This is a genomic window from Novosphingobium sp. PC22D, from assembly GCF_002556635.1.
Lineage (GTDB): Bacteria > Pseudomonadota > Alphaproteobacteria > Sphingomonadales > Sphingomonadaceae > Novosphingobium.
In genome coordinates this window covers 35,500-59,360 of the sequence record NZ_MWMO01000001.1, presented here as the reverse complement: position 1 = coordinate 59,360, position 23,861 = coordinate 35,500, and the positions used below count along the sequence as shown (strand labels likewise).

Below are 23,861 nucleotides of genomic sequence, written 5' to 3'. Positions count from 1 at the left end.
ATGGCCTATGGCGACGGAACCGCCGACGAAGACCTCAAGGCCGCGTGGGAGCATTTCTGCGACGAACTGAAACGCGCGGGCACTTACGCCTTCAAGGACGCCAATCCCGCCGCCGACATCCACCGGGCCGACGGCTTCCGCTTCCTCACGCAGAACCTCGGGCAGGCCTTCGACCTCGCGCTCGAGACGCGCGACCCGGCCTTCCCGCAGATCCACTATTTCACCACGCCGACGATGAAGCTGGGCGGCGACGTGTCGGACTTCACCTATCGGCAGGCATGGATCTCGGGCGAGCACGTCTACCGCATCACCGGCAAGCGCGGCACCGCGCGCTGGTTCAACCTGACGGTGCAAGGCCCCAAGCCCGACCGCATTCCCGGCACCGACTGGCCGCCGCTGCACGAACCCTTCGGCGACGTGCCCGAGTGCAACATTCTGGGCTCGCGGCTCGAAACCGATGCCGAGGGGAACTTCGAACTGATCGTCGGCGGCGAGGAGCGGGCCGGAAACTGGCTGCCGACCACGCCCGGCAGCCGCAAGCTGTTCATCCGCGAAGCCTTCGACGCCTGGGGCGAGACGCCCACCACGCTCACCATCGAGCGCGTCGGCATGGCCGAGCCGCGCCCCATGGCGAGCCCGGCGCAGATGATCGAGGCGATGGACTGGGCCGGCCGCTTCGTCACGGGGCTGATGGAGCAGTGGCCCGAACATTCTTGGATGACCTCGGGCGGCGTATGCGATCCCGAACGGCGCAACGAATTCCCCGGCGCCTCGGCCAATACCGCCGACGACGCCAAGCGCGGGCGGATGGCGGCGCACATGGTCTGGCGGCTCGCCGCCGACGAGGCGCTGATCGTCGAGATGCCAGCGCACGACGGCTTCTGGATCTTCGGCATGGGCGGGCCGTTCGCCGGCTCGATGGATTTTCTCCACCGGCCGACGAGCTACACCCCCGCGCGCACCAGGGTCGACGGCGACGGGATGATCCGGCTGGTGCTCGCGCACGACGATCCCGGCGTGCACAACTGGTTAGACACGCAGCGTTTCTCGGACGGCAACCTGACCTACCGCAACCTGATGAGCCAGAATGCCGCGACGATCACCACCAGGCTGGTGAAACGCGCCGAGCTTATGGCGCACTTGCCCGGCGACACCGCCATGGTGACGCCGCAGGAGCGCGCGGCGATGCTGCGCGAACGCTACCGCGCGGTCAAGCTGCGCTTCGGGATCTGACGATCAGCGCGGAACGCGGCGAGAGTGAGACTCGCCGTCGGCCTCGACCACAAGGCCGTCGAGAGAATCGCCCGCGACCGCGGGACACAGGACCAGCGGCCCGGGCGCGGCGGCGGGTGTCGCGAGGCGGACCAGCTCGACACCTCGCGCGATTCGGCAGCCGGTCACGCAGAGAGGGGGCGCCGAGCGCGCGCGAGCGCTGTCCGGAGCGTGCCGTCGCCTCGCGGGGCGCGGCGCAGACCGCTTCGATCGGCCGCATCGCGAACGGCGCGAGCGCATCGACGACGCGCGCCTCGGGTGGCGCCGCGACGGCGCCGCTTATCAGCGCATCGGGGGAGGCGCGGGCAGGCGCTCCGGCGTCTCCAGCGCGGCCATGCCTTCCACGCGCCAGCCGTCGCTCGCAAGCGGCACGGTCACCGCCGCCACCGTCGCTTCGTCCCTATCCAGCACGAGAATGCACCGCGCATGCGATCCCACTCCCCGGCCGGACGGACCCGCCGACGCCCCGCCGCGAATCCCCCTTGCACGACCCGCCCACCCCCGGTAAATGCCGCCCCCTGCCGAGGGCCAGTCCCCAAGCACGCCGCAGTAGCTCAGCTGGTAGAGCACGACATTCGTAATGTTGGGGTCGGGGGTTCGAGTCCCTTCTGCGGCACCACTACTTTCCCTAGGAAAATCGTTGGCTTATGGGCGAAAGTGCGTTCGCTCGATGGTTGGTTTTTTGCCTGCTGGAAGGACTTCGACCCAGGGGTGACCCACGCGCGGCTGGAAGGGCGTTGGCATTATCGTTGCGGTTCATCGGGTTGAAGGAGCATTGGCTCGATCGGGGATCCGCACTCTGTCTAGGAAACGCTGGGCCTTGTGTCTGGAGCGGCTGGTGGCGGAAATAGGTTAGCCTTTGGGTCGAGCTTGGGTCGTGGAGCACCCTGGAATCGCTCGACGGTGGCCGCCATTAGAGGAATGACTAGCAACGGCAGAAAGTGGGCCGTTTCCGGACTGTCCGGTTTCGGCACCCGCGGTGCAAAAGGTCGCTGAGCTGATCCCGTGGCGGCGACACACTTCCGCCGTTGCCATCCCGGCCTCCTGCTCCTTCAAAACAGCGATGATCTGCTCCTCGCGGAACCTGCTCCGCTTCATCCGTCCGTCTCCTTGTCAGGGCTGGACTCTGCTTATGTCTGGAGGAAATCTAGGGGCTATTCAGTGCCGCTCGGCGCTCGCGGCCCGCGACGCCATGATCGAGCATGTGTGCGCTCCCTCCGATCGCAACCGCACTCGACGCCCTCATCGAGCGGTTCGGCACCGATCAGGTCGCCGAAGTGACCGGGCGCATCCGGCGCCTCGTGATCGGCCCCGACGGATCGCAAAAGCCGCAATCGCGAGACCGGCGCATTCATGGACGGGGACAAGCGCATCCTCGTCTTGTCCGACGCCGGTGGAACCGGAGGAGGGAGTCTCCATCTTTCTAATCTATTGATTAACTTAGTTTTTTATAAACCATAACGCGACAAATACCCCGAGCGATACCCTACGACGGGATTTCTGCAATCCGTGCGATCTTCTTCATCGTGTCGGGGGCCTACGTCGGATATCTCAGCGATCATCTGGCTTCGCCCTCGCGCGAACGCGGATGCGCTCATCGCATCGCGCCGCAGCACTACGCCTGCACCTTTCCCGGCGGGCTCGTTTTTCCGCAAGAGTTCGCTGAGCAATCCGGTGATCAGCAGAGCCATCGAGGTCGCGCAGGAACAATTCGCATCGGGCGCCCCTGGCCCGGGATCTGTTCATGAGCGAATCCGGAACGGCGCATTGACCTGCCCGGTTCCTGACTGATCGCTTGGGGCAGCGCTCGCCGGACGTCTTCACGGCCCCATACCCGGGATGGGCAGCGCCTCGACCGTCGCCGCTTCGAAACTCGCTGCGGGAAAAGCGCAATAATCCGCAGCATAATAGGCGCTCGGACGATGATTGCCCGATTCGCCCAAGCCTCCGAAGGGCATTGCGGAGGACGCGCCAGTCGTCGGCCGGTTCCAGTTGACCACGCCCGCGCGTATCTCGGTCGAAAAGCGCTGCCACAGCGTCTCGTCCTGCGAGAGCAGGCCCGCCGAAAGGCCGAATGCCGTGGCATTCGCCACCTGAATCGCCGCGTCGAAATCGGGCACGCGCACGACCTGCAGGACGGGCGCGAATATCTCGGCATCGGGCATGGCGACACCCGTAACGTCGAGCAGGGCTGCCGACATGAACGCGTCGTTGCGCCCTGCGGGCACATGCGCGGGCAGCAGCGTGCGCGCGCCCGCTTCGACGAGTGCCGCCAGCGCACGGCGCGCGGTCGCGGCGGCGCGGGCGGAAACGAGCGGCCCCATGAAGGCCTCGCCCGCGTCATCCCATGCGCCGATCGGCAACGCGGCCGCCCGGGCCTCCACGGCCGACAGTATACGGTCGCCCTGGGCGCCTTCGGGAAGGATCAGCCGCCGCGCGCAGGAGCAGCGCTGGCCGGTCGTGAGGAAGGCCGAATGGATGACATGCGATGCCACCGCCTCGGGCGCGCCGTCCCAGGCGATCAGCGGATTGTTTCCACCCAGTTCCAGCGCCAGGATCACCTTGGGCCGGTCGACCAAGGCGTGTCGGAAATGACGCCCGGCCGCCGCCGAGCCGGTAAAGAGCAACCCGTCGATGTCGCCGCCGATCAACGCCGCGCCGGTTTCCCGCGCGCCCTGCACGAGCTGCAGCACACCGGGAGGAAGGCCCGCGTCGGACCAGAGTCCAGCCATCAGCGCCCCGATCGCCGGCGTTTCCTCCGATGGCTTGAAGATCACCGTATTGCCCGCGAGCAGCGCCGGGACGATGTGCCCGTTGGGCAAATGCGCCGGGAAATTGTAGGGGCCAAGTACGGCCATCACGCCGTGGGGGCGATGGCGCAGAACCGCACGCCCGAACGGCATGTCCTGCTCGCGAAAACCGGCGCGTTCCGCCTGGGCGGCGATCGATATCTCGACCTTGCCGATCATCGCGGCGACTTCGCCCCGGCTGTCCCAGAGCAGCTTGCCCGTCTCGCGCGAGATCAGCCGCGCCACCTCGTCCGCCTGCTCCTTCAGCAGCGCCGCGTAGCGGCGGGCAATGGCCACCCTTTCGGCCAGCGGCGTGCGCGACCAGCCCGCGAAGGATTGCCGCGCGTGTGCCACCGCCGCCTCGCAGCCGCCGACGTCGTCGTGCGGACCTTCCCAAAGCAACGCGCCATCGGCGGGATCGATCGAACGCAGCATCATGTTACTCACTCACTCACCGTCACGACATCGCCTTCGGATACGCCCAGCAAGCGCGCCGCCTCGGCCGGCAGGACGAGCATCGCTTCCATGACTTGCGCCATTGCCCGCACCACGCGGAAGTCGCGCAGCGATCCGGGCGTCACCAGAAGCGGCCGCGCCTCGGCCGGTTCACCGATGCGCACCGGCAGCCGCCGGGCATTGCGGATCGTGGCGATACTGTCACGCGCGCAGGTCATGGTCGGGCCGCCGTCGAATATGTCGACCAGTCCCGAACGGGAGAAACCTTCCTTTTCGAGCATGCGCAGCGCGGGTTCGCCATGGCGGTGCACTTTTCCGATCGCGTCGCGCGCGCCGCCATTCACCAGTTCCAGATAAATGGGATGATGCGGCGCCAGGTCGATGATGAACTGACCGTCGGTCAGCGTGATCATCCGGTCCGCGTCCTCGAACGACAGGCGGAAGAACTTGCTGGCGATCCCGTCCCAGAAAGGGCTGTTGTCCTGATCATCGAACCAGCCGCGCAGCTCCGCCATGATCGTCGGCGCGAACCGGTCCGGGGCGGACGCGATCAGCAGGTAGCGTGAACGAGCGAGCAGGCTGCCCGCCCCGTTGCGGCGTCTGTCCGGGCGCAGGAACAGCGTTCCCACTTCCGAGCACGCTCCGCATTCGTTGACCAGCAGCAGCACCTGATGATCAAAGCGCGTGCCGACCGCGTTCGAATGCTGCGAGAGCGTCACCATGCGGAAGGAAAAGTGCGGACGGTCCTTGCCGACGCTGCCCTTGACGGCGGCGACCCCGTCGACCAGCCCGGTCTCGGAGTCTTCCAGGAACAAGATGTAGCGGGCGCTCTGCGGATCGGCCTCGCGCTCGAAACTGCGCTGCGACAGCGCCAGCGCGTCGACCAGCGTCGGCCGGTCTTCAGGCAGGCTGGTGAACCCCCTTCCCGAGAGATTGGCGAATTCCAGCAATGTCTCGATATCGGCCGGTCCGGCGGGTCGGACGAACAGCATCAGGCGTCCTGGCTCAGCGACGCACGCGTCGCGGCGAAGGCGGCTTCGAGACGCGACAGCGCTTCGTCCGCTTCCGCGTGCGTCATGTTGAGCGGCGGCAGCATCCGCACGCAGTTCTCCCCGCCGCCCGCGACCAGTAGGCCATGATCGCGCGCGGTCGCCATCATTTCGCGATTGTTGGGGATTAGCTTGATGCCGATGAGCAGCCCCTTGCCGCGCACGTCCGCCACGATGTCCGGGAACCGCGCGGCAATCGCGGCCAGCCCTTCCATGAGATGCGCCGACAGGGCGGTGACATTGGCGAGCGTGTCCGCCTTGGCGATCTCGTCGAACGCCGCGATCCCGACCGCCATGGCAAGCGGATTTCCGCCGAAAGTCGAGCCGTGCGCGCCCACGGTCATCCCCTTGGCCGCTTCGGCGGTGGCGAGACAGGCACCGATCGGAAAGCCGCCGCCCAACGCCTTCGCCACGGCCATGATATCGGGCACCAGTCCGTCGAACCACTGGTGCGCGAACAGGCGGCCGGTGCGGCCCATGCCCGACTGCACCTCGTCGAAGATCAGCAGGACGCCGGTTTCGTCGCAGAGCGAGCGAAGGCGGCGCAGCCACGCCTCGTCCAGCGCCCGCGCCCCGCCTTCACCCTGCACCGGCTCCACGATCACCGCCGCCGCGCCGGGCTTGCGGACGGCCTGCTCGATCGCGTCGCGATCATCGACGTCGAGCTGGACGTAGCCCGGCAGCCGCGGGCCGAAGCCCTCGAGATAGGCCGGATTGCCCGACGCATTCACCGCCGCGTAGGTTCGGCCGTGAAAGGAGCCCGAGAAACCGATCACGTCGATCCGTTCGGGCTCGCCGTTAGCGGCATGATAGCGCCGCGCGGTCTTCAGCGCGCATTCGACGGCTTCGGACCCCGAATTGCCGAAGAAAACCGTATCGGCGAAGGTCGCCCCGGTGAGACGCCGAGCCAGTTCCTCCTGCCCGGGAATCCGGAAGATATTGGAAACGTGCCAGAGCTTCGTCGCCTGCTCGGCAAGCGCCGAGACCAGAACGGGATTGGCATGGCCGAGGCTGTTGGTCGCGATACCGGCGACGCAATCGAGAAAGACGCGGCCGTCGCGCGCATGGAGCCATACGCCCTCGCCGCGTTCCACTTCCACCGGCGCGCGGCTGTAAACCGCCATGAGTTCGCTTGACATAGTCCTATCCGTTTCCCGTCATTCCAAAATCCACCCGGCCCATGCGCCGCGGCGCCACGACATGCTGCACCGCTCCCGCGAGCCGGCGCAGCGGCTCTGGAACGAAGCGAGCGTAAAAGGACATGTTGCGCGGGCCGATGCCGTGCTCGGCGCTGAAGCTGCCGCCGAAATCCCGAACCACCATGTCGAAGATCAGCGCGCGCGCGCGATCGGCGCGCTCGGGATCGACCGGCCCGTCGCGCTTCGGCCAGACCAGATTATAGTGCAGGCCGCCATCGCCGATATGGCCGAAGTCGTGCGGAACGAAGCCCGGCGCCTCGCGTGCGAGCGCCGCTCGCGCCATCGAGCGGAAGCGCATGAGATCGCCGCGCTTCAATGCGATGTCGCAGGCGACCACCGCGCCGCTCGCGCGCAGCCCTTCTGGCAATGCGTGGCGGATCGCCCAGAGATCGTCGCGACGGTCGATCGCGGCATCGGCGACGACGGCGTTCTCCCCTTCCATGAAGGGCGCCAGCACGGCGGCGAGTCCCTCTTCGAGCATCGCCTCGGTAAAGGCGCTGCCGCCCGACAATTCGATCAGCAGCGCGTAGCAAGGCAGCGTTTCGAACGGCCGGCGCAGCGACGGCACATGCGCGAAGGCCGCCGCAAGCGCGGCGGCGCTCATCCCTTCGAAGGCCGAAAGCGCGCTTCCGAACGCCGCTTCGCAGGCCTGCAGCAGCGGCAGCGCGGCGTCGGCTTCGCGCAGCGCGATCAGCGCGGAAAGGCGCGTGGCGGGCAGCGGCTGAAGCGACACGGTCGCCCGCATCACGATGCCCATCGACCCGCCGCTGCCGACGAGCAGATGCTTGAGATCGATACCCGTGTTGTTCTTTCGCAGCGGCGCGCCGAGAGTCAGCAATTCGCCGTCCTCGCTGGCGCGCACCATGTCGAGCGCCAGCAGGTTGGCGCGCATGTCGCAATAGCGCAGCAGCCGCGAGCCGCCGGTATTTGTCGCTATCATGCCGCCGATCATGGGATCGGCGCCAAGGTCGATCGGCAGGAACAATCCATATTCCGCCGCGACGGCGTTGAGCGCGGACAGGCGCACGCCCGCGTCCACGGTCGCGGTGCGGTTGGCCGGGTCTATCTCGATGTGACGCGACAGGCGATCCAGGCTGACGACCAGATCCGCTTCCGTGTCGGTGGGGAGGCCGCCCCCCACCAAACCGGTGCGAGCACCCTGCACGACGACGCGCAGGGCACGCGCCATCGCCAGTCGCATGATCGCGCAGACCTGCTGCGCGCTTGCCGGTCGCAGCGCGGCCATGGGAAGTCCGCCTTCCGCGCCGCGCCCGTCGGCGCGACAGGCCGCCAGATCGTCGGGGTGCGTCAGCACATGACGCGCGCCGACGATCTCCGCCAGCGCGCCCAGCAGTCCCGGTTCCGCCGTCATGCGGCCCGGGTCATCGCGAAAATGCCGGTGGCATTGGCACTGTCGAAGGACAGGTCGAGCTTCCCCGTCTCCGGATCGACATCGCGGCTGATGAATTCGTAGAACGATCCCGGCACGATCTGCCTGCGCGTCTCGCCCTCGCCGACGTCGAATTCCCGCTCGACCATATCGGCGCGGAACGCCGTCTGCCGAACCCGCCCGTTGGCCGAATATTCGACGCGCTCCTTGATCGGCCGGCCAAGCGCCTTCTGCTCCTCCGACAGACTGGCGACGTCGGCGACACGGTCGGTGGCGTGATTGAAGGCGTTGCCCTCGGTGGCGATCCACGCGGCCTCGGCCGAGGAGCGCTTCAGGATCTCGTAATCGCCGAGCGCGGGGCGATCATGCTGTCGGCCAAAGGCGCCCAGAATGACGGGCATCGCACCGGCCGCCGACGCGAAGTCCACCGGCTCGCCGGCGGCGAAGCGGGCCAGAAGATCGCGCGCGGCGGCGTCGAGCGGATCGCGCGAGGTGCCGAACACCCGCGCCGCCGCCTCGGCGAACGCTCCGTCGAACAGGTCGACATGCAATTCGCTGACGAAGAATTGCGGGATCGTCTCGGGAAACTCGCGATGGCTGTAGGCATGGCCGGTCATGCTGAGGCGCGGCAGCGGATATTGCGCCGCTTCCTCATAGCCGAGCGGCTCGAGGATGCGCCGGAAGGCGAGTTCGCCGCGCGGCAAGCCCCCCGTATCGCCTTCGGGCAGGGCTATCGTGCGAAGCGCGCCATGGTCGAAGCAGACCGTACCGCCCGCCGCCACGGTGCTCGCGACATAGGCCGCGCCGCTCGGCACCCGATCGAGCACATCGGCGAACAGCAGCACGTTCATCGCCGCCGCGAAGGCGGCACGGCTGATGGTGTTCCCCGCATCGGCGCCATCCGGCATCATCGGCGCGAGCGCGGCAAACAGCTTGTCCGCTCCGGCATCCCCGGCGACCGAGCGGACCAGTGCCCGCACATGCCCTTCATTCCTATAACTCATCTGGACAATCCTCATCATAGCGAGTTAACTGCCAGATAGCGCGTGACGGCGCGGATTCTAAATGCATTAACGTCATATAATCATGAGGCAATGGAATGAACGAGACGCGCCATCTCCTGCCGCCGATGGCGGCGCTCAACAGCTTCGTCGCGGCGGCGCGCCATGGGAGCTTCTCGCGGGCCGGTCAGCAGATCGGGTTGACCCAGAGCGCGGTCAGCCGGCAGGTGGCGATCCTGGAAGACTGGTTGCAGACCAGCCTGTTCGACCGGAACGGACGTCGCGTCTCGCTGAACGCGGCGGGAGCGGCCTATGCCGAGCAAATCCGGATCGCGCTCGACCGCATCCGGTCCGCGACGCAGCAAACAATGCGTCAGGCGGACAAGCGGGAACTCAGCATCGCGACCCTGCCCAGCTTCGGGATGCGCTGGCTCGCGCCGCGCCTGCCAGACCTGACCGCGCGCCATCCCGACATGACGGTGAATTTCGCCGCGCGGTCGTTTCCCTTCGATCTGCGCGACGAGGGGTTCGACGCGGCGATCCACTTCGGGCCGCCCGACTGGCCGCATGCCTCGCACCTTTTCCTCTTCCGCGAGAAAATGGTGGCGGTGTGCGCGCCCGACTGGTTGCGCAGGCACAATGTCCGCGAACCGGAGGACCTGATCGGAAAGCCGCTGCTGTTTCAAGCCTCGCGCCTCACCGCCTGGAACCGCTGGTTCGCATCCTGCGGACATTCCGAACTGCCGCCGGTCAAGGGGCCGGTCTTCGAGCATTTCCTGATGCTTGCCCAGGCCGCGGCGGGCGGAGTCGGCGCGGCGCTGATCCCGCGCTTCCTGATCGCGCCGGAGTTGGAGGCGAAGATGCTGGTCATACCGTTCGAACATGTCCTGCAGGATGAAAATGCCTATTATCTGGTTCGCCGAAGCGACTGGGAGTCCAACCCGGCGCTGGTCGATTTCAGCGACTGGATCGCGACGCAGACGAGCAGCGGCTAGGTTTTCTCGGTGAGGAGCCGGGCGAGTTCGACCACCGTCTCGACCAGCCGGTCGGTGATCGCCGCGCCGGTCCGCGCGTCGCATCGCCTGGGATCGCCCCCGCTCGTGCCTTCGTTGTAGATCTCGGCATAGTCGGTCCACAACGTCACCTCGACATCCTTGACCCGCACCCGGCCGAGATTGACCGAGGGCAGGCCCAGTATCGGATCGGCATGGATCGGCCGCGGGTCGGGCATCAGCGAGCGGTCGATCAGCTCGGGCATGAGGTGCAGTCCCACGCTGCCCAGCGGATCGGCGCCATGGCCGGCGCGGCTCGCCGCTTCCTCGGGGCCGAGAATATCGGGCAGCATCGCGAAGGCGGCTTCCCACAGATAGAGGCTGGGAACGGCGATCCCGCGCGACCGGCGAACCTCGCGGATCGTGTTCAGGATCGGCGCGACGTTGCCGCTATGGCCGTTCAGCATGACGATGCGCGTCAGGCCGTTATCCAGCAGCGAGCCGACGATGTCGCCCAGCACCGCTTCCATCGTCGCGGGCGAGAGCACGGCGCCGCCGAGCGCGGTGCGGAAATAGTCGTCGCCGCCGTAGGGCATGACCGGCATGACGAAGCAGGGCGTGCCGCGTTGCTGCGCGTGCGTTGCGGCGAGCTGCGCGATTCGCTCAGGCAGCAGATAGTCGCCCATGGGAAAGTGCGGGCCCTGATCCTCGTGACTGCCCATCGGCAGCAGGATCACGGGATTGTCCTTCAGGAGTTCGCGAACCCTGCCACCGGGCAAGTGGCTGATGCGGACTTCGGGGGAAGGTGCGGCCATGGCGTTTCTTTTCTTCACGAGGCGAGCGCCGGCCGCCGCGCGCGACCGGCAACGAGGAGCAGGAGGATCGCGCCCAATAGCGACAGACTGCTGACGATGACGACCGCGTGGCGCAGACCGCCCGGACTGTCGGGGCGCAGGGACGAGATGAAGCCGACCGCCGTCGGCCCTACCACCTGGCCGAATATGTTGACCGCCAGCACGTAGACCGACGACATCTGCCCGCGCACCGCCGGGGGGCTGGATAGCTGGACATAGGCGGGGATGATGCCGATCGGCGTCGCCATCACGAAATGCAGCGCGGCAGCGACGACAAGCAGCATCCGAGCGTCGGACGCGAGCCCGAACAGCGCCACCAGCGCTAGCGAAAGCAAGGCGACCACGAGGCTCAGCACCAGATAGGGCTGCGCGATCCTGGTTCGCGCCATCAGATCGACGCTGGTGCCGCCGACGACCAGTCCGGCGATGCTGGCGATCACCACCAGCGTGCCATAGGAGCTGCCGACCTCCACCGCCGACCATTGGAACTCGCGCATCAGGATGGCGGGCATCCAGCTGAGCAGCGCATAGGTGACGAGAATGACTGCCGCGACGCCGGTGAAGGTGGCGAAATAGAACAGCCAGTCCGCCCGAAAGGCGGCGAGCAGGCTGGTCGCCGGCGCCTCGCCCGGCGCGTTCACGATGGGCGGACGGCGTTCTTCCTTCATCGCCGCGATCAGAAGAAGCACCGGGATACAGGGGAGCGCGAGCGCCAGGAAGGTCTGCTGCCACGGCGCGAGGCCGCCGATCAGCGGAAGCGGCGCGCCCTGATGGGCGAGGAAGAAGTCGTAGGCGATCCCAGCCACGAACATGGCGAAGCCGGCACCGAGCATACCGCCCATCTGATAGACGCTCATCGCGCGGCCAAGCTGATGCTTGGGGAAACGGTCATGGATAATGCCATAGGCGCAAGGCGCGAGCGCGGCCTCGCCCACGCCCACGAACATGCGCGCGGCGGCGAATTGCAGCGCGTTGGCGGCAATGCCGCTGGCCGCCGTGGCCATGCCCCAGACGGCTATTCCGACGCTGATCGTCGCCTTGCGCGACCATCTGTCGGCAAGCCACCCCATGGGCAGGCTCAAGGTCGCATAGAACAGGCCGAACGCGACGCCGGTCAGCAGCCCCAACTGCGCGTCGGTGAGCGCCATATCGGCCTTGATCGGCTCCAGCAGCAGCGAGAGCGCAAACCGATCCACCATCGAAACCAGCGACGTGACGAGCAGCAGCAAGACGACCAGCCAGTCGAACAGTCCGCCGCGGCCGATCCCCTCGTCCGACCCTTTCATCGGCGGGTCGGTTTCATTTAAGGACATGATGCTTGCCCACGGGCAGCATCGCCCGGATCGCGGCGAGACGGTGCGTATCGATATCGACCGTGATCGCGCCTTCGCGGTTGCCGGCCTGCGCAACGACGACGCCCCAGGGATCGATGGCCATCGTATGGCCGAAACTGGTCCGCGTTCCCTGGTCGTAGGAGCCGATCTGCGCGGGCGCCACGACATAGCACTGGGTTTCGATGGCCCGCGCACGCAGCAGCACTTCCCAATGGTCGATGCCGGTCTGCTGCGCGAAGGCGGAAGGTATCAGGAGCACCTGGGCGCCCTTGCGCTCCAGCGCGCGGAACAGTTCGCCGAACCGGAGATCGTAGCATATGGCGAGGCCGAAGCGGATGCCGTCGATATCGACGGTCACCACCTCGTCGCCGCGCTCCACCATCTCCGATTCGAGGATTTGGGTTCCGTCCGGCAGCGTCACGTCGAAGCGATGCATCTTGCGATAGCGCCCGATGATCGCGCCGGACCGGTCGAAGACGAGCGAACAATTGTAAAAGCGGCCCTCGGCCTTCTCCATCAGGCTGCCGAGGTGAATGTTCACCGCATGGCGACGCGCCAGGGAGGAAATCCACGCGCAGGCCGGGCCGACGCCTTCCGCCTCGGCCCGGGCCCGCAGCAGGTCCGCGCTGGAGGAGATGTAGGAGGAATACTCGGGAAACACGATAAGATCGGGACGAGCGCCGGCCATGAGCTGCTCGACCTGCTGCGCCATCTTGTCGAGATTCGCCGCCACGTCCGGCTGACTGTTTATCTGAACTGCTGCCACCCGCATTGCGCTGCCCGTCATATCGCCTCGACGCCCGCCGGAACGGCGCGGGAAAACGCAATGCCGGCAAGAGCGATCAGCTTCATTATAGTCCAGCGGCCCTTCCGTGGAACGCGGTGCCGCATTCGGGACAGGCCGGCTGCCGCATCGTCGCCGGCCTGCCCGTTCGCATCAATATTTAAACGTCACGGACGCGCCGACACGCCGCGGCGCCGCTACCCGATTGTGCACGAAGCCGCCCAGGGGCTGGACATTGAACGAATTGAACCGCGAGAGGACGATGTAGTTGTCGGTCAGATTCTGGGCAAACGCCTTGAGCGTCCAGTTCCCCTTGATCCAAGACACGCTGGCATCGAGCCGGTTCCAGCCGGGGACGGGGATGATCGGATCGACCGATGTCGACGCGGACCCGACATAGGTGCTGTCGACATGACGGAAGTTGGCGTCGAAAAGGATATCCGAGTCCGCAAGCGGCAGATTATACTGGGCTCCGATCGTATAGGTCCATTTCGGGGTGCTCGGAAAGGCCTGTCCCGACCGGTCATAGACGTCGTCGGCATTCACGACACCGTCGCCATTGCGGTCGTTGCCGGGCAGGACGGAATAGTTGTCGAACTCCGAGTCGACCAAGGCGACGTTGCCATTGATGCTGAAGCGCTGCGTCGGGCGGAGCTGTCCCGTCAGCTCGAAGCCCTTGGTATGGCTGCTGGAGGCATTGGTGATGGTGGTCGTGGGGAAGTCCGATCCTTCTAGGAAGATGACCGCCGAGAGCTGCTGGTCCTTGATCTTCACATAGAACACGTCCGCATCGAACTGGAGCAATCCGCCAAACAGGCGCCCCTTTACGCCGATTTCATAGTTCGTCGTCTTTTCGGGGTCGATCGGCACGACGTCGCTTGGGCGCACCGGCGCGGTCTGGAAACTTCCCGCCTTGTACCCCTTGGCGACGCTCGCATAGACTGAAACGTCAGGCGTCACCTTGTAGAGCAACGAAGCCTGCGGCGAGAAGTTGTCCCAGCTTCCGCTCCGGTGAACCGGGGTCACGAAATCGTCCCAGCCATAGTCCAGGCTGGTGAGGTAGGGATAGACGCCATTGTCGGGAAATTCGAAGCGTTCGAGCGCGGTCACCTTCGCCTTTTCCCACGAATAGCGCGCGCCCACCGACAGTTCGAGCTGGTCCGTGATATCATAGGAGACCTGCCCGAAACCGGCGACGCCCTTGCGGCGAATATCGGTTAGCTGCTGGTTCCAGAGCCCGTCATAGCCGGACTGGATACCATCCTCCGCGTCCATGTCGGCGAAGATATAGAAGCGATCGGTAAACGACTTGTCGCGAAAGCCGTAGAGACCCGCGAGCCATTGCAGCGGGCCGCTCCCGTTCGATGCCAGGCGCAGCTCCACCGAGGCGCTCGACTGGATGCGATCATAGTCCTCGTAGTTGCCGATGCGGTCGGTGGTGCCGTCGAAATCGTGCGGCGCGGAGCTCTTGGCCTTCTGATAGCCGGCGATCATCGTCAGCGTCGCACCGGTAAAGCTCTTTTCCAGCGTCAGCGCCGTCCCGTAGGACTTGCTGGTATTCTGGAATGCCTGATCCCCGTCGATCGTATAGCAATGACAGTCGACCATCGGGCCGGGCGCCTGATCCTGCCCCTTCCACTGCGAGATATTGGCGCTGAGGACCGCTTCGAAGCTGTCGTCGAGCACGTAGCGCAGCTTGGCGCGCGCCGTGACCTGCCGCTCGCCGTCCGCGGCCTTGTAGCTGGTATACTTGCTATTGAATTCCTGGGCCAGATCGCGGTCGGGGAAGAAGGGATTCGGCGTGATCACGTTGGCGCCATTCTGATCGAAGAAGGTGTCGGAGTGGCGAACCAGAACCGACACGCCCCCGGACAGCTTGCCATCGATGATCGGGCCGCTGAGCGACGCGGTCGCCTGCGCGGTGTCGAAGTTGTCGTAGAGAAGCTGGACCCGTGCGTGCATGTCCGTCAGCGAGGGCTTTTTCGTAACGATATTGACGGCGCCGCCTTCGGTATTGCGCCCGAAGAGCGCGCCCTGCGGACCTTTCAGAATCTCGATCCGCTCGATGTCCAGCAACTCGTTGTCGAAATCGAGCGCGGGCGAGTACACGCCGTCGACGAAGGTGGCGACAGAGGGCTCGAGCGGCGAATTTGTGCCGACGCCGCGAATGATGAGCTGGCGATAGTCGCGGCTGGGAGACAGGAAGTTTCCGCCCACATACAGTCCGGGCGTCATGCCGAGCGTGCTTTCGACATTGGTGGCGTTGATCCGCTCCAGCTCCGCCGAGGAATACACGGTCACCGCGACGGGCACGTCCTTCAGGGATTCGTCACGCTTACGAGCCGTGACCGTGATCTCCTCACCCATCCCCGCCATTTCCGCGTCCGGAGCCTGCTGCGCCGCCGCCTGCTGGCCGGTCGCAAGCGCCCCCAGCGCGACGGTGGCGGCCAGGGACGCGCGCGCCCCGGGCGAGAGGAGAGCCTTGGTAAACATGTCGAAACCCCTTTTCTGCCTGCCCTGTGTCTTCTTATGGCATAAACGTTACATATATGCCGGATACAATCAATATGAAATTTGTGTGAGGTATTTTGAAACGCGATGCACCCATGCCGCTGAATTTACGCCATTTGTCGGGATAGCCCGCAATTGACGATGTAATTTTTATTACATAAGCGCGCACGTTGGGGCGGCAGCACGGATTCGGCGGAAACTGAGTCGATCACCGCCGCGCAGGCGAGGCAGCGCGTGAAAACTCGCCGTCGCGAGCCTCCCGTCGTTCGTGGCTTCGGGAAGGCGGCCGAAAGATGCCTCGGCGGCGGGCGATACCGACCACCCTTCCCCTCCGGGCCAAATGCCCGGCAGGCGGGCTAGAAGCTCCGGCGAGGCGGCGACGTGGCGAGGCCGGCCTCGCCTAGGCGGTCTGCCGGCGAGATGCGCCTTCCTGCCGGGGCAGGGTCTCGATCGCGCCGCTGCCGGCCCGCAGGGGATTGGCCTCCCGCCACTCGGCGAGCGGATTGGCGGTCCGCCATTTGTCCGCGTAGGCGGCGAGCGAACTGAACCGCACGCCGTCGCGCCGGGAAAATCGTTCTATCAGCCGCTCCAGCATCGCGATGCGGTGCCCGCGCCCGATGAATTCGGGATGCATGGTCAGGGTGAAAATGCCTTGCGGGCAATGCTCGTGGGCGTAGGCGAAGTCCCCTTCCCAGATCTCCTCGACCGCCGAGGGCGGCGAATAGCCACGGTTGATCCCGGGTATGGTTTCGAAGGCGGGATAGTCGTCCAGCCCCCAGCTCACGGGCAGTTCCACCAGCGGCGTGAGAGCGCCGAACCGGTAGGGCTCGTCGCTCGAAAATTCGTCTCCCGCCCTCAGATAGTAGGGATTGAAGTCGTCGCCCATGCAGCTCGAATCGTAGAGAAAGCAATATTCGTTGAGCAGAGGCACCGTGTTGGGACTGAAATCCCATGCCGGCGAGCGATAGCCGACCGGACGGACCCCGATCCGCTCCATCGCCGCAAGCCCCCGCTCGAGCACGATGCGCTCTCCCTCGCGTTCGAAGTCCGCCGGATTTTCGTGAACCCAGCCGTGATGACCGATCTCATGGCCTGCGTCGGCGATTTCGCGAATGAGGTCCGGATAGGCGCAGATCGTATGCCCGGGCACGAAGAAGCTCGCCTGGAGGTCATGGCGGCGCAGCAACTGCAGCACCCGCCTCGTCCCGGTAATGGTGAACTCGCCACGCGAAATCATGCTCGGGTTGCGCGTCTTGAGCGTGCCGATCCATGCAGACATGCCGTCCACGTCGAATGTGAGGCAGCAACTCAGTCTGGGCAGCATCAACGGGCTCTCCATGGGAACTTCCGGCGAAACCGTGTCAGGAAGCACCAATTGTCGGTGACTGTCAATATTTTTCCATGTTGACCCAATTGTGCTATTGCGTATCATGAATTACATGACGTCTCCTTCGCCGCTCTCCGCCCACGGCCGGTTCGCCGGCCAACTCGCCATCGTCACCGGCGCCGCCAGCGGTCTCGGCCGCGCCAGCGCCCTCAGACTGGCCGAGGAAGGGGCAAACGTCCTCGCGGTCGATCGCAATGCCGATGCACTCGCCGAACTCGACCTGCCTTCGCTTTGCGTCGATCTGTCGGAAACAGGCGCGCCCGACGCGGTCGTGCAGCGAGTTCGCGAAATGGGGACGAGCGCCGATATCCTCGTCAACAATGCCGGGCTCGGCGATCTCAAGACGCTCGAGGAAACCGATGACGCGCTGATGGACCTGACGCTGACCGTCAATCTGCGCTCGGTGCTTCGCCTTACCCGATCCATGCTTCCGCTGCTCACCACGCCCGGGGCGCGGATCGTCAACACTTCGTCCATTTTCGGCGAGATCGGCTTCCCGCGATCCACGGTCTACGCGGTCAGCAAGGCGGCGCTTTCGCAATTCACGCGCCAGCTTGCCGCCGATCTGGGCCCGCGCGGAATCCGCGTGAACGGCGTCGCGCCCGGTGTGATAGAGACCCCCAGCAACAGCCACTTCATCCACAATGATCCGTGGTATCGCCGCCACATGGTCGACACGGTCCCCGCCGGCAGAGTGGGGCAGCCGCCCGAAATCGCCTCGGTCGTCGCCTTTCTCTGTTCCGACGACGCCTCCTACGTCGCGGGGCACACCATCGTGGTGGATGGCGGCTGGCTCGTCACCAAACTGGTCGGCCATGGCGAATAGCCTGGCGGGTCGTGTCGCGATCGTGACCGGCGCGGCGGGCGGGATCGGACGCGCGATCGTGACCCGCCTGCGCGCGGCGGGCGCCGCCGTTCTGGCCACCGACATAAAGGAGCTCGGCGACGACGCGCCGGGCGTCTTTCGCCACGACATCGCCAGCGAGGATAGCTGGGCGGCGCTCCGCGCGCATGTCGATCAACGCCACGGCGGCTGCGACCTGCTGGTGAACAATGCGGCGCATTTCGACCCGCAGCCACTCGAACGCACCAGTCTCGCCTCCTTCGAGCGGCATTTCGCCGTCAATCAGAAGGGTCTGTTCCTGGCATTGAAGGCGGCGCCCGCCCTGTTCGCGGGCAGACAGGGCGGGGCGATCGTGAATATCGGCTCGGTCGCGGGGCTGAGCGGCGGCGAGGGCGCGTTCGCCTATACCGCGTCGAAGTGGGCCATGCGGGGCATGTCGCGCAGCGCCGCCCGGGAATTATCCCCGCTGGGCATCAGGGTGAACACCATTCTGCCCGGCCTGATCGACACGCCCATGGCCGCGGTCAATCCGCCCGAGCGCACCGAGGCGATCCGCGGCATGATCCCGCAGCGCAGGATCGGCGCGCCGCAGGACGTGGCCGAAGCGGTCTGCTGGCTGGCTGGCGATGCCGCCGCCTACGTCACCGGCGCCGAGCTGACCGTCGATGGCGGCATCGCGGCCTGACCGATGGAAACAGCCTATGCCGTTTCCGGACTTCATCGCTGCGTCACCATCACCGTCGACCGCTGGGGAATCGCGCACATCGCGGCGCAGAACCGCGACGATCTCTTCTTCGCGCAGGGCTATAACGCGGCAAGGGACCGGCTGTGGCAGATCGACCTGTGGCGCAAGCGCGGGCTCGGCCTGTTATCCGCCGAACTGGGGCCGGGCTACGTCGAGCAGGATCGCGCCAACCGGCTGTTCCTCTATCGCGGATCGATGCGGGACGAATGGGCCGCTTATGGCGAGGGGGCGCATGCGATCGCGCGGGCCTTTGCCGCCGGGATCAACGCCTATATCGACCAGGTGGCGGATGAGCCGGCGCTGCTGCCGCCCGAATTTCCCTTCCTCGCCATGCAGCCGCAGAAATGGGCGGCCGAGGATGTCGTCCGCATCCGGACCCATGGCCTCATCCGCAATCTTCGCTCGAAGCTGCTGCGCGCGCACATGCTCGCGCGCGGGCTCGATGCGGTCGACGCCCTGCGCCAGAAGCGCACGCCAAAAACGCCGGTGCGCCTCGATCCCGGATTCCCGATCGAGGACGTTCCGCTTGCCGCGCTGGACCTGCACGCGCTCGCCACCGCGCCGGTAACCTTCGAAAAGGCACGGCTGAACGCCCGGATCGACGAGATCGGCCGATGGCGCACGCCGGCGAGCGCGGGCGGAGCGGAAGGATCGAACAACTGGGCCATCGGCGGCGCCCATACAAGCACCGGCCGGCCGATTCTCGCGAGCGACCCCCATCGCGCCCATGCCGTGCCGTCGCTGCGCTATCTGGTTCATCTCACCGCCCCGGGCATCGACGTCATCGGCGCCGGGGAGCCGGCGCAGCCGGGAATCGTGATCGGCCATAACGGGCATCTGGCATTCGGCCTGACGATCTTCACGGGCCTCGATCAGGAAGAACTCTACTGTTATCCGGCCGAGGGCGAAAGCGGCTATCGGCACGGCGGCGAGACCCGGAACATCACCCGGATCCGCGAGGAGATCGCGGTTGCCGGGCACGGGTCCGTGCCGGTCGATCTGGAATTCACCCATCATGGGCCGATCCTTCATCGCGGCGGTGGCGGCCCCACGCTCGTTGCCGTGCGCTCGGTGTGGTCCGAACCCGGCTCCGCCCCCTATTTCCACGCGACGCGGTTGATCGGCACACGGGATATCGCGGGCTTCCGGCGGGAGCTCGACGGCTGGAGCACGCCGCCCGTCAACTTCGTCTGCGCCGACATCGCGGGCGATATCGCATGGTCGCCCGCCGGTCGCGCGCCGATCCGCAAGGGATTCGACGGCTTGCTGCCGCTGGCCGGCGCGCCGGAGAACGAATGGGGCGGCTTTACAGCGCTTTCGGCACGGTACGGCCGCACCAATCCCGAATGCGGTTTCATCGCGACCGCCAACGAGGCCAATGTCGGGGATGACGGCGAAGCGCCCGTGGGGTTCGAATGGACCGAACCTTCGCGCGCTCTCAGAATAGACGCCCTGCTCGCCGGGCGGACGGACCACGACATCGCCGCGAGCTGCGCGTTTCAAAACGATCAGACGAGTCTCGTCGCGGTCCGCATGCGCGCGCTGATCGCACAGCATACCCGGCGCGGCGCCGGAGCGGATCGGGCACTCGATCTGTTGCGCGACTGGCCAGGAACCATGTCCGCCGACAGCGCCGCCGCCGCGCTGTTCGAAATCTGGTGGACGCGTCATCTGCTTCCCGCGCTCCTGCTGCAAGTCAGCGAAGACCCCTCGCTGTTCACCTGCGTTTCCCCGCTCGATCCCGCAGCGGCGCTCGATCTGCTCGAGACGCCGGAGCGCGGGCCATGGTGCGACGCCAACTTCGCGCGGACGCTTGCGGATGCCTGGACGGAGGCGTCCGAACGGATGGGCGACGATCCGGCGCGCTGGGCCTGGGGCCGATTGCATGGGATCGCCTTCGCGCACCCGCTGGCCGGCCTCGGCTTCATGCCTGAGCGCAAGGCGCGCCGCTTCGGCGTGGGCGGAACCGATTCGACAATCGCGGCCGCGGGATATGGCGCCGACGGGTTTTCAGTCACCACCGGCGCGTCGGTCAGAATGGTGATCGATGTCGGCAACTGGGATGAATCGCGATGGATCAACACGCCCGGCCAGTCAGGCGATCCGCGAAGCAGCCATTTCGACGATCTGGAACGGCCATGGGCGGATGGCGCCTATGTTCCCATGCTTTACCGACAGGACGCCGTGGACGCCGCCGCCGAGCGGCGTTTCACGCTGACGCCCGTCCCCGATGCCGGGTTATCGCGGTCCACCCGATAGAGCGGCCTTCTCTCGCGCCGCCGCCCGCAACGCCTCTTCCACGCGCGCCGTCGCACCCGAAAGTTCCGGCAGCGAGTCCCCGCGCGCGAGGCCCGCTTCCACCGCCTTCCCCTGCTCCTGGAAGGCCAGCGCCCGCCGCGCTTCGCTTTCCGCCTCGTCCGGCGGGAGAACGAGAACGCCCGAACTGTCGCACAGCACGGCATCGCCGGGCTGGACGACGGCTCCCCCCACCGAGATCGGACGGTTCAACCGGCCGCCCAGACCATATTGCCGGGTCGTGACCGCGGAAACGCCGCGACACCAGACCGGCAGATCGCTTTGCGCGATCTCGGCCTCATCGGTGCAGGCACCGTCGATCACGGCGGCCACCCCGCCTGCGGCCTTGAACGCGCAGGTCACGCCGCCGCCCCAGCAGGCATGCCGCCTGTCGCCCAGCCGGTCGATGAGCAGGATGTCGCCGGGCCGTATCCGATCCATCGCATAGTGCAGCAAGGTGGAACATGGCCCCGGCAAGGCGAGCGTCACCGCCGTGCCCGCGACGCGCTTGCGGGGCAGGATCGGCCGGATGGCGGGAGCGCAAAAGCCCCACAACCGCCAGTGGCCGATGGTCGCGGTTTCGCAGCGGGTCAGCAAGCCGAGGATTTCGGGACTTATCGCCTCCGGTTCCGGTCCGATGTCGTAATTCGGTATCATTGCATCTTCCTGCTTTCCGACGATCCGCAGCGCATTCCCGTCCCCCTGTCCGATCGGGATAGGGCCATCCCGCTCGATCCCCGGAGAGAAATGGAACATTTCCCACATATCGGCATCACTGCGGCCTGGCAGCGGCCTATCTCGGCGCGGATGCGCGCCGATAGCCATACCGATTCATTATGCTCATGCATATGATACATTTTTAAATGGTTACATATGGACATAATGATTTTTTTGTTACATTCGTGAGCCCCATGAGCCCGACAGGCGAATCGCGACGTGCATCCGCTCGGTGCTCCCCCGAACCGCTTCGAATTCGGGGCGATGCCGAAGATATGGAATAGTGGAGTTAGGGCGGAGTGTACAAGTTCCAGAGAGTCGTTCGACAAGAGATGGAGTTGCCGCGCCCATGACCGCGACGACCAATACGCTCTTGCTTTCTCCAGAAGACCCGCCCCCCTATCAACTTCATGACGGAACCGATCTGCGCTGGCTCGTCGTCTGCGATCACGCGGGACACGAGATCCCGCAGGCGCTCGGCGATCTCGGGCTCGCGGCCGCGGACCGGTTCGATCACATCGGCTGGGACATCGGGGCGTGCGAAATCGCGCGCCATGTCGCACGCCGGCTCAACGCGCCGTTCGTGGAGGGCGTCTATTCGCGGCTGGTGATAGACTGCAATCGCTATCCCGACGCCCCGGACGCGATGCCCGAAACGACCGATCGGCGGGCGGTTCCGGGCAATCGGCAGTTGAGCGCGCAGGCGCGCAGGCAGCGGATCTCAGAGATATTCGAAGCCTATCACGGAGCGATCGCTTCCCGGCTGGACTACGCGCTCGAGGCGGGCGTCGTCCCGACGCTGCTCTCCATCCACACCTGCACTTCGGCGCTCGGCGACGCGGCCCGTCCCTGGGAAGTCGGAATCGGATGGACCCGCGATCCGCGGATCGCCGTGCCCCTGCTGGAAGCCTTGCGCTCGCGCGGCGACATCATCGTCGGCGATAACGAGCCCTACGGGCTGGACCTGGGGCTCGACTTCACCACGCCAGAGCATGCCCTGGCGCGGGGACTTCCTCATGTTCAGATCGAATTTCGTCAGGATCTGGTCGCGACCGTGCCCGATTGTCGCGAGTGGGCCGACCGGTTCGTGGACTGCCTGCTTTCCATCGCGGACCGCCCGGAGCTTCACCGTCTCGAACAGTATCTCAAGGGCGACGACGGCGTCAAAGGCTTCCCGGCCTGGCTTGCAGGGCAAGGCCGGTGACGCCCGCAATGTCCGACCCGACCCGGCTAACGGCCCGCGGGAATCAAAGATGTTGAAACAAACGCTTCATTTTAGGCATATGCGGCCCAAGAATAGAAAAAGGGACCCGGGCCTTGAATTTCGCAGACCGAATAAAGAAGCATTCGCCGCAATTCACGCCCGCCGAGCATCGCATCGCGGACGTGCTCTTCTCCAGCAATCTCCTGGGCGGACTCGATACCGTGGCGAAGCTGGCCGAGCGCGCGCGGGTGAGCGGCCCGACGGTCCTCAGATTCGCGTCGAAGCTGGGTTTCGACAGCTTTCCCGACATGCAGGGCTTCTTGCGCGACGATATCCAGAACCGTCTCGCCTCGCCCTTGGACCTTTACGGCCGGCAGTCGAGCCAGACGGGGAAGAATACGCTGTGCACGGAGGCCGCCGATATCTTTTCGGATGGCATCAAGCGCACGCTCGAGCGGATCGACACGCAGACGCTGGAGAAAGTCGCGGATCTCCTGTCGGACAGTTCGCACGCCGTCTACCTGGTGGGCGGGCGGTTCACGCACCATCTCGCCGAAATACTCTGGGGGCATCTGCACCAGTTGCGACCCCGCGCCTATATCCTGCGCACGGGCGTGGTCTCGCCCCGGGATCATCTCGTGGATATCGGCCGGCGCGACGTCCTCGTCGTGTTCGACATGCGGCGCTATCAGGAAGATATCGTGGAATTGGCGGAATTCGCCAAGTTGCGCAGGGCGACCGTCATCCTCGTCACGGACCCCCTGCTTTCTCCGATCGCGCGAGTCGCCAATCAGGTGCTGACCTGCGATCTCGATGCGCCCTCGCCTTACGATTCGCTCGTGCCGATGATGGCCGTTCTCGAGCTTCTCGTGGCCGCGGTAACGACGGCCGCCGGAGAAAAGGGGCGTCAGCGCATCGTGGAAATAGAGCAGTTGCGTCATTTCGGCGAGACCAATTCGGCAAGCTGACTGGCGAAACCAAGGTCCGTTCCCCGCTTCTGAAACGCCCGACGGCCGCCTCGATCGGCGCGGCGCGGAG

General features: G+C 66.0%; 19 protein-coding genes, 1 tRNA gene and 2 pseudogenes. 9 read left to right on the top strand and 13 right to left on the bottom strand.

Features of this window, described 5'->3' with window-relative positions:
- On the top strand, window positions 1-1,233 hold the full coding sequence (locus B2G71_RS00240; protein WP_098103771.1) for a hypothetical protein: 1,233 nt from the start codon (window positions 1-3) through the stop codon (window positions 1,231-1,233).
- A 321-nt stretch (window positions 1,234-1,554) separates the two neighbouring features.
- On the opposite strand, the gene B2G71_RS24715 is transcribed toward B2G71_RS00240, so the two are convergent.
- Window positions 1,555-1,683 (bottom strand): hypothetical protein, encoded by a 129-nt coding sequence (locus B2G71_RS24715; protein WP_276306893.1) that lies wholly within the window; start codon window positions 1,681-1,683, stop codon window positions 1,555-1,557.
- A gap of 132 nt (window positions 1,684-1,815) precedes the next feature.
- Here B2G71_RS24715 and B2G71_RS00235 point away from each other — a divergent pair.
- A tRNA-Thr gene (locus tag B2G71_RS00235) sits at window positions 1,816-1,891 on the top strand.
- 365 nt (window positions 1,892-2,256) lie between these two features.
- Here B2G71_RS00235 and B2G71_RS00230 read toward each other — a convergent pair.
- A pseudogene (locus B2G71_RS00230) lies at window positions 2,257-2,370 on the bottom strand (transposase); the annotation flags it as partial.
- 64 nt (window positions 2,371-2,434) lie between these two features.
- Between B2G71_RS00230 and B2G71_RS24400 the strand changes: the two are divergent.
- Window positions 2,435-2,691: pseudogene (locus B2G71_RS24400) on the top strand (strawberry notch C-terminal domain-containing protein); the annotation flags it as partial.
- A gap of 401 nt (window positions 2,692-3,092) precedes the next feature.
- Here the strand turns inward: B2G71_RS24400 and astD are convergent.
- From astD to B2G71_RS00200, 5 genes are read right to left on the bottom strand one after another with little or no spacing between them, the layout of a single operon-like run.
- On the bottom strand, window positions 3,093-4,499 hold the full coding sequence (gene astD, locus B2G71_RS00220; RefSeq protein ID WP_098103770.1) for a succinylglutamate-semialdehyde dehydrogenase: 1,407 nt from the start codon (window positions 4,497-4,499) through the stop codon (window positions 3,093-3,095).
- Window positions 4,500-4,504: 5 nt separating this feature from the next.
- Window positions 4,505-5,509, bottom strand: coding sequence for an arginine N-succinyltransferase (locus B2G71_RS00215; RefSeq protein ID WP_098103769.1), 1,005 nt, complete (start codon window positions 5,507-5,509; stop codon window positions 4,505-4,507).
- Window positions 5,509-6,705 carry an aspartate aminotransferase family protein gene (locus B2G71_RS00210; protein WP_098103768.1) on the bottom strand — a complete coding sequence of 399 codons (1,197 nt, stop codon included), beginning with the start codon at window positions 6,703-6,705 and terminating at the stop codon, window positions 5,509-5,511. The genes B2G71_RS00215 and B2G71_RS00210 overlap by 1 nt, the downstream gene beginning before the upstream one ends.
- Before the next feature lie 4 nt (window positions 6,706-6,709).
- The gene (locus tag B2G71_RS00205) at window positions 6,710-8,137 is read right to left on the bottom strand and encodes an FAD-binding oxidoreductase (protein ID WP_098103767.1); all 1,428 of its coding nucleotides are present in this window, start codon (window positions 8,135-8,137) and stop codon (window positions 6,710-6,712) included.
- The gene (locus B2G71_RS00200; protein ID WP_098103766.1) at window positions 8,134-9,159 is read right to left on the bottom strand and encodes a DUF1338 family protein; all 1,026 of its coding nucleotides are present in this window, start codon (window positions 9,157-9,159) and stop codon (window positions 8,134-8,136) included. The genes B2G71_RS00205 and B2G71_RS00200 overlap by 4 nt, the downstream gene beginning before the upstream one ends.
- A gap of 95 nt (window positions 9,160-9,254) precedes the next feature.
- On the opposite strand from B2G71_RS00200, the gene B2G71_RS00195 reads away from it, so the two are divergent.
- Window positions 9,255-10,151, top strand: a complete 897-nt coding sequence (locus B2G71_RS00195; protein ID WP_098103765.1) for a LysR substrate-binding domain-containing protein — start codon at window positions 9,255-9,257, stop codon at window positions 10,149-10,151.
- Here the strand turns inward: B2G71_RS00195 and B2G71_RS00190 are convergent.
- The 5 genes from B2G71_RS00190 to B2G71_RS00170 all read right to left on the bottom strand — a co-directional run bounded on the left by B2G71_RS00190 (window position 10,148) and on the right by B2G71_RS00170 (window position 16,955).
- Window positions 10,148-10,963 carry a creatininase family protein gene (locus B2G71_RS00190; RefSeq protein ID WP_098103764.1) on the bottom strand — a complete coding sequence of 272 codons (816 nt, stop codon included), beginning with the start codon at window positions 10,961-10,963 and terminating at the stop codon, window positions 10,148-10,150. The two genes, B2G71_RS00195 and B2G71_RS00190, sit on opposite strands and share 4 nt — an antisense overlap.
- A gap of 14 nt (window positions 10,964-10,977) precedes the next feature.
- Window positions 10,978-12,315 (bottom strand): MFS transporter, encoded by a 1,338-nt coding sequence (locus tag B2G71_RS00185; RefSeq protein ID WP_141521448.1) that lies wholly within the window; start codon window positions 12,313-12,315, stop codon window positions 10,978-10,980.
- Window positions 12,302-13,123, bottom strand: coding sequence for a carbon-nitrogen hydrolase family protein (locus B2G71_RS00180; protein ID WP_206049220.1), 822 nt, complete (start codon window positions 13,121-13,123; stop codon window positions 12,302-12,304). The genes B2G71_RS00185 and B2G71_RS00180 overlap by 14 nt, the downstream gene beginning before the upstream one ends.
- Before the next feature lie 150 nt (window positions 13,124-13,273).
- A complete protein-coding gene (locus tag B2G71_RS00175; protein WP_098103762.1) occupies window positions 13,274-15,613 on the bottom strand; it encodes a TonB-dependent receptor in 2,340 nt (779 codons plus the stop codon).
- A 418-nt stretch (window positions 15,614-16,031) separates the two neighbouring features.
- Window positions 16,032-16,955 carry a polysaccharide deacetylase gene (locus B2G71_RS00170; RefSeq protein WP_240529931.1) on the bottom strand — a complete coding sequence of 308 codons (924 nt, stop codon included), beginning with the start codon at window positions 16,953-16,955 and terminating at the stop codon, window positions 16,032-16,034.
- A 115-nt stretch (window positions 16,956-17,070) separates the two neighbouring features.
- Here B2G71_RS00170 and B2G71_RS00165 point away from each other — a divergent pair, with 115 nt between their 5' ends.
- The 3 genes from B2G71_RS00165 to B2G71_RS00155 are packed head-to-tail and all read left to right on the top strand — an operon-like array spanning window position 17,071 to window position 20,866.
- On the top strand, window positions 17,071-17,844 hold the full coding sequence (locus B2G71_RS00165; RefSeq protein ID WP_098104362.1) for an SDR family oxidoreductase: 774 nt from the start codon (window positions 17,071-17,073) through the stop codon (window positions 17,842-17,844).
- Window positions 17,834-18,547 carry an SDR family oxidoreductase gene (locus B2G71_RS00160; protein WP_098103761.1) on the top strand — a complete coding sequence of 238 codons (714 nt, stop codon included), beginning with the start codon at window positions 17,834-17,836 and terminating at the stop codon, window positions 18,545-18,547. Before B2G71_RS00165 ends, B2G71_RS00160 begins: the two co-directional genes overlap by 11 nt.
- Before the next feature lie 3 nt (window positions 18,548-18,550).
- Window positions 18,551-20,866 (top strand): penicillin acylase family protein, encoded by a 2,316-nt coding sequence (locus B2G71_RS00155; RefSeq protein ID WP_098103760.1) that lies wholly within the window; start codon window positions 18,551-18,553, stop codon window positions 20,864-20,866.
- Here B2G71_RS00155 and B2G71_RS00150 read toward each other — a convergent pair.
- The gene (locus tag B2G71_RS00150) at window positions 20,846-21,559 is read right to left on the bottom strand and encodes a 4-hydroxy-4-methyl-2-oxoglutarate aldolase (protein ID WP_098104361.1); all 714 of its coding nucleotides are present in this window, start codon (window positions 21,557-21,559) and stop codon (window positions 20,846-20,848) included. The genes B2G71_RS00155 and B2G71_RS00150 overlap by 21 nt on opposite strands.
- A 409-nt stretch (window positions 21,560-21,968) precedes the next feature.
- Here B2G71_RS00150 and B2G71_RS00145 point away from each other — a divergent pair, with 409 nt between their 5' ends.
- Both B2G71_RS00145 and B2G71_RS00140 read left to right on the top strand, forming a co-directional pair.
- Window positions 21,969-22,823 carry an N-formylglutamate amidohydrolase gene (locus tag B2G71_RS00145; RefSeq protein WP_098103759.1) on the top strand — a complete coding sequence of 285 codons (855 nt, stop codon included), beginning with the start codon at window positions 21,969-21,971 and terminating at the stop codon, window positions 22,821-22,823.
- A gap of 113 nt (window positions 22,824-22,936) precedes the next feature.
- Entirely contained in the window at window positions 22,937-23,791 is an 855-nt protein-coding gene (locus tag B2G71_RS00140) for a MurR/RpiR family transcriptional regulator (protein ID WP_098103758.1), read from the top strand.
- Window positions 23,792-23,861: the final 70 nt, after the last annotated feature.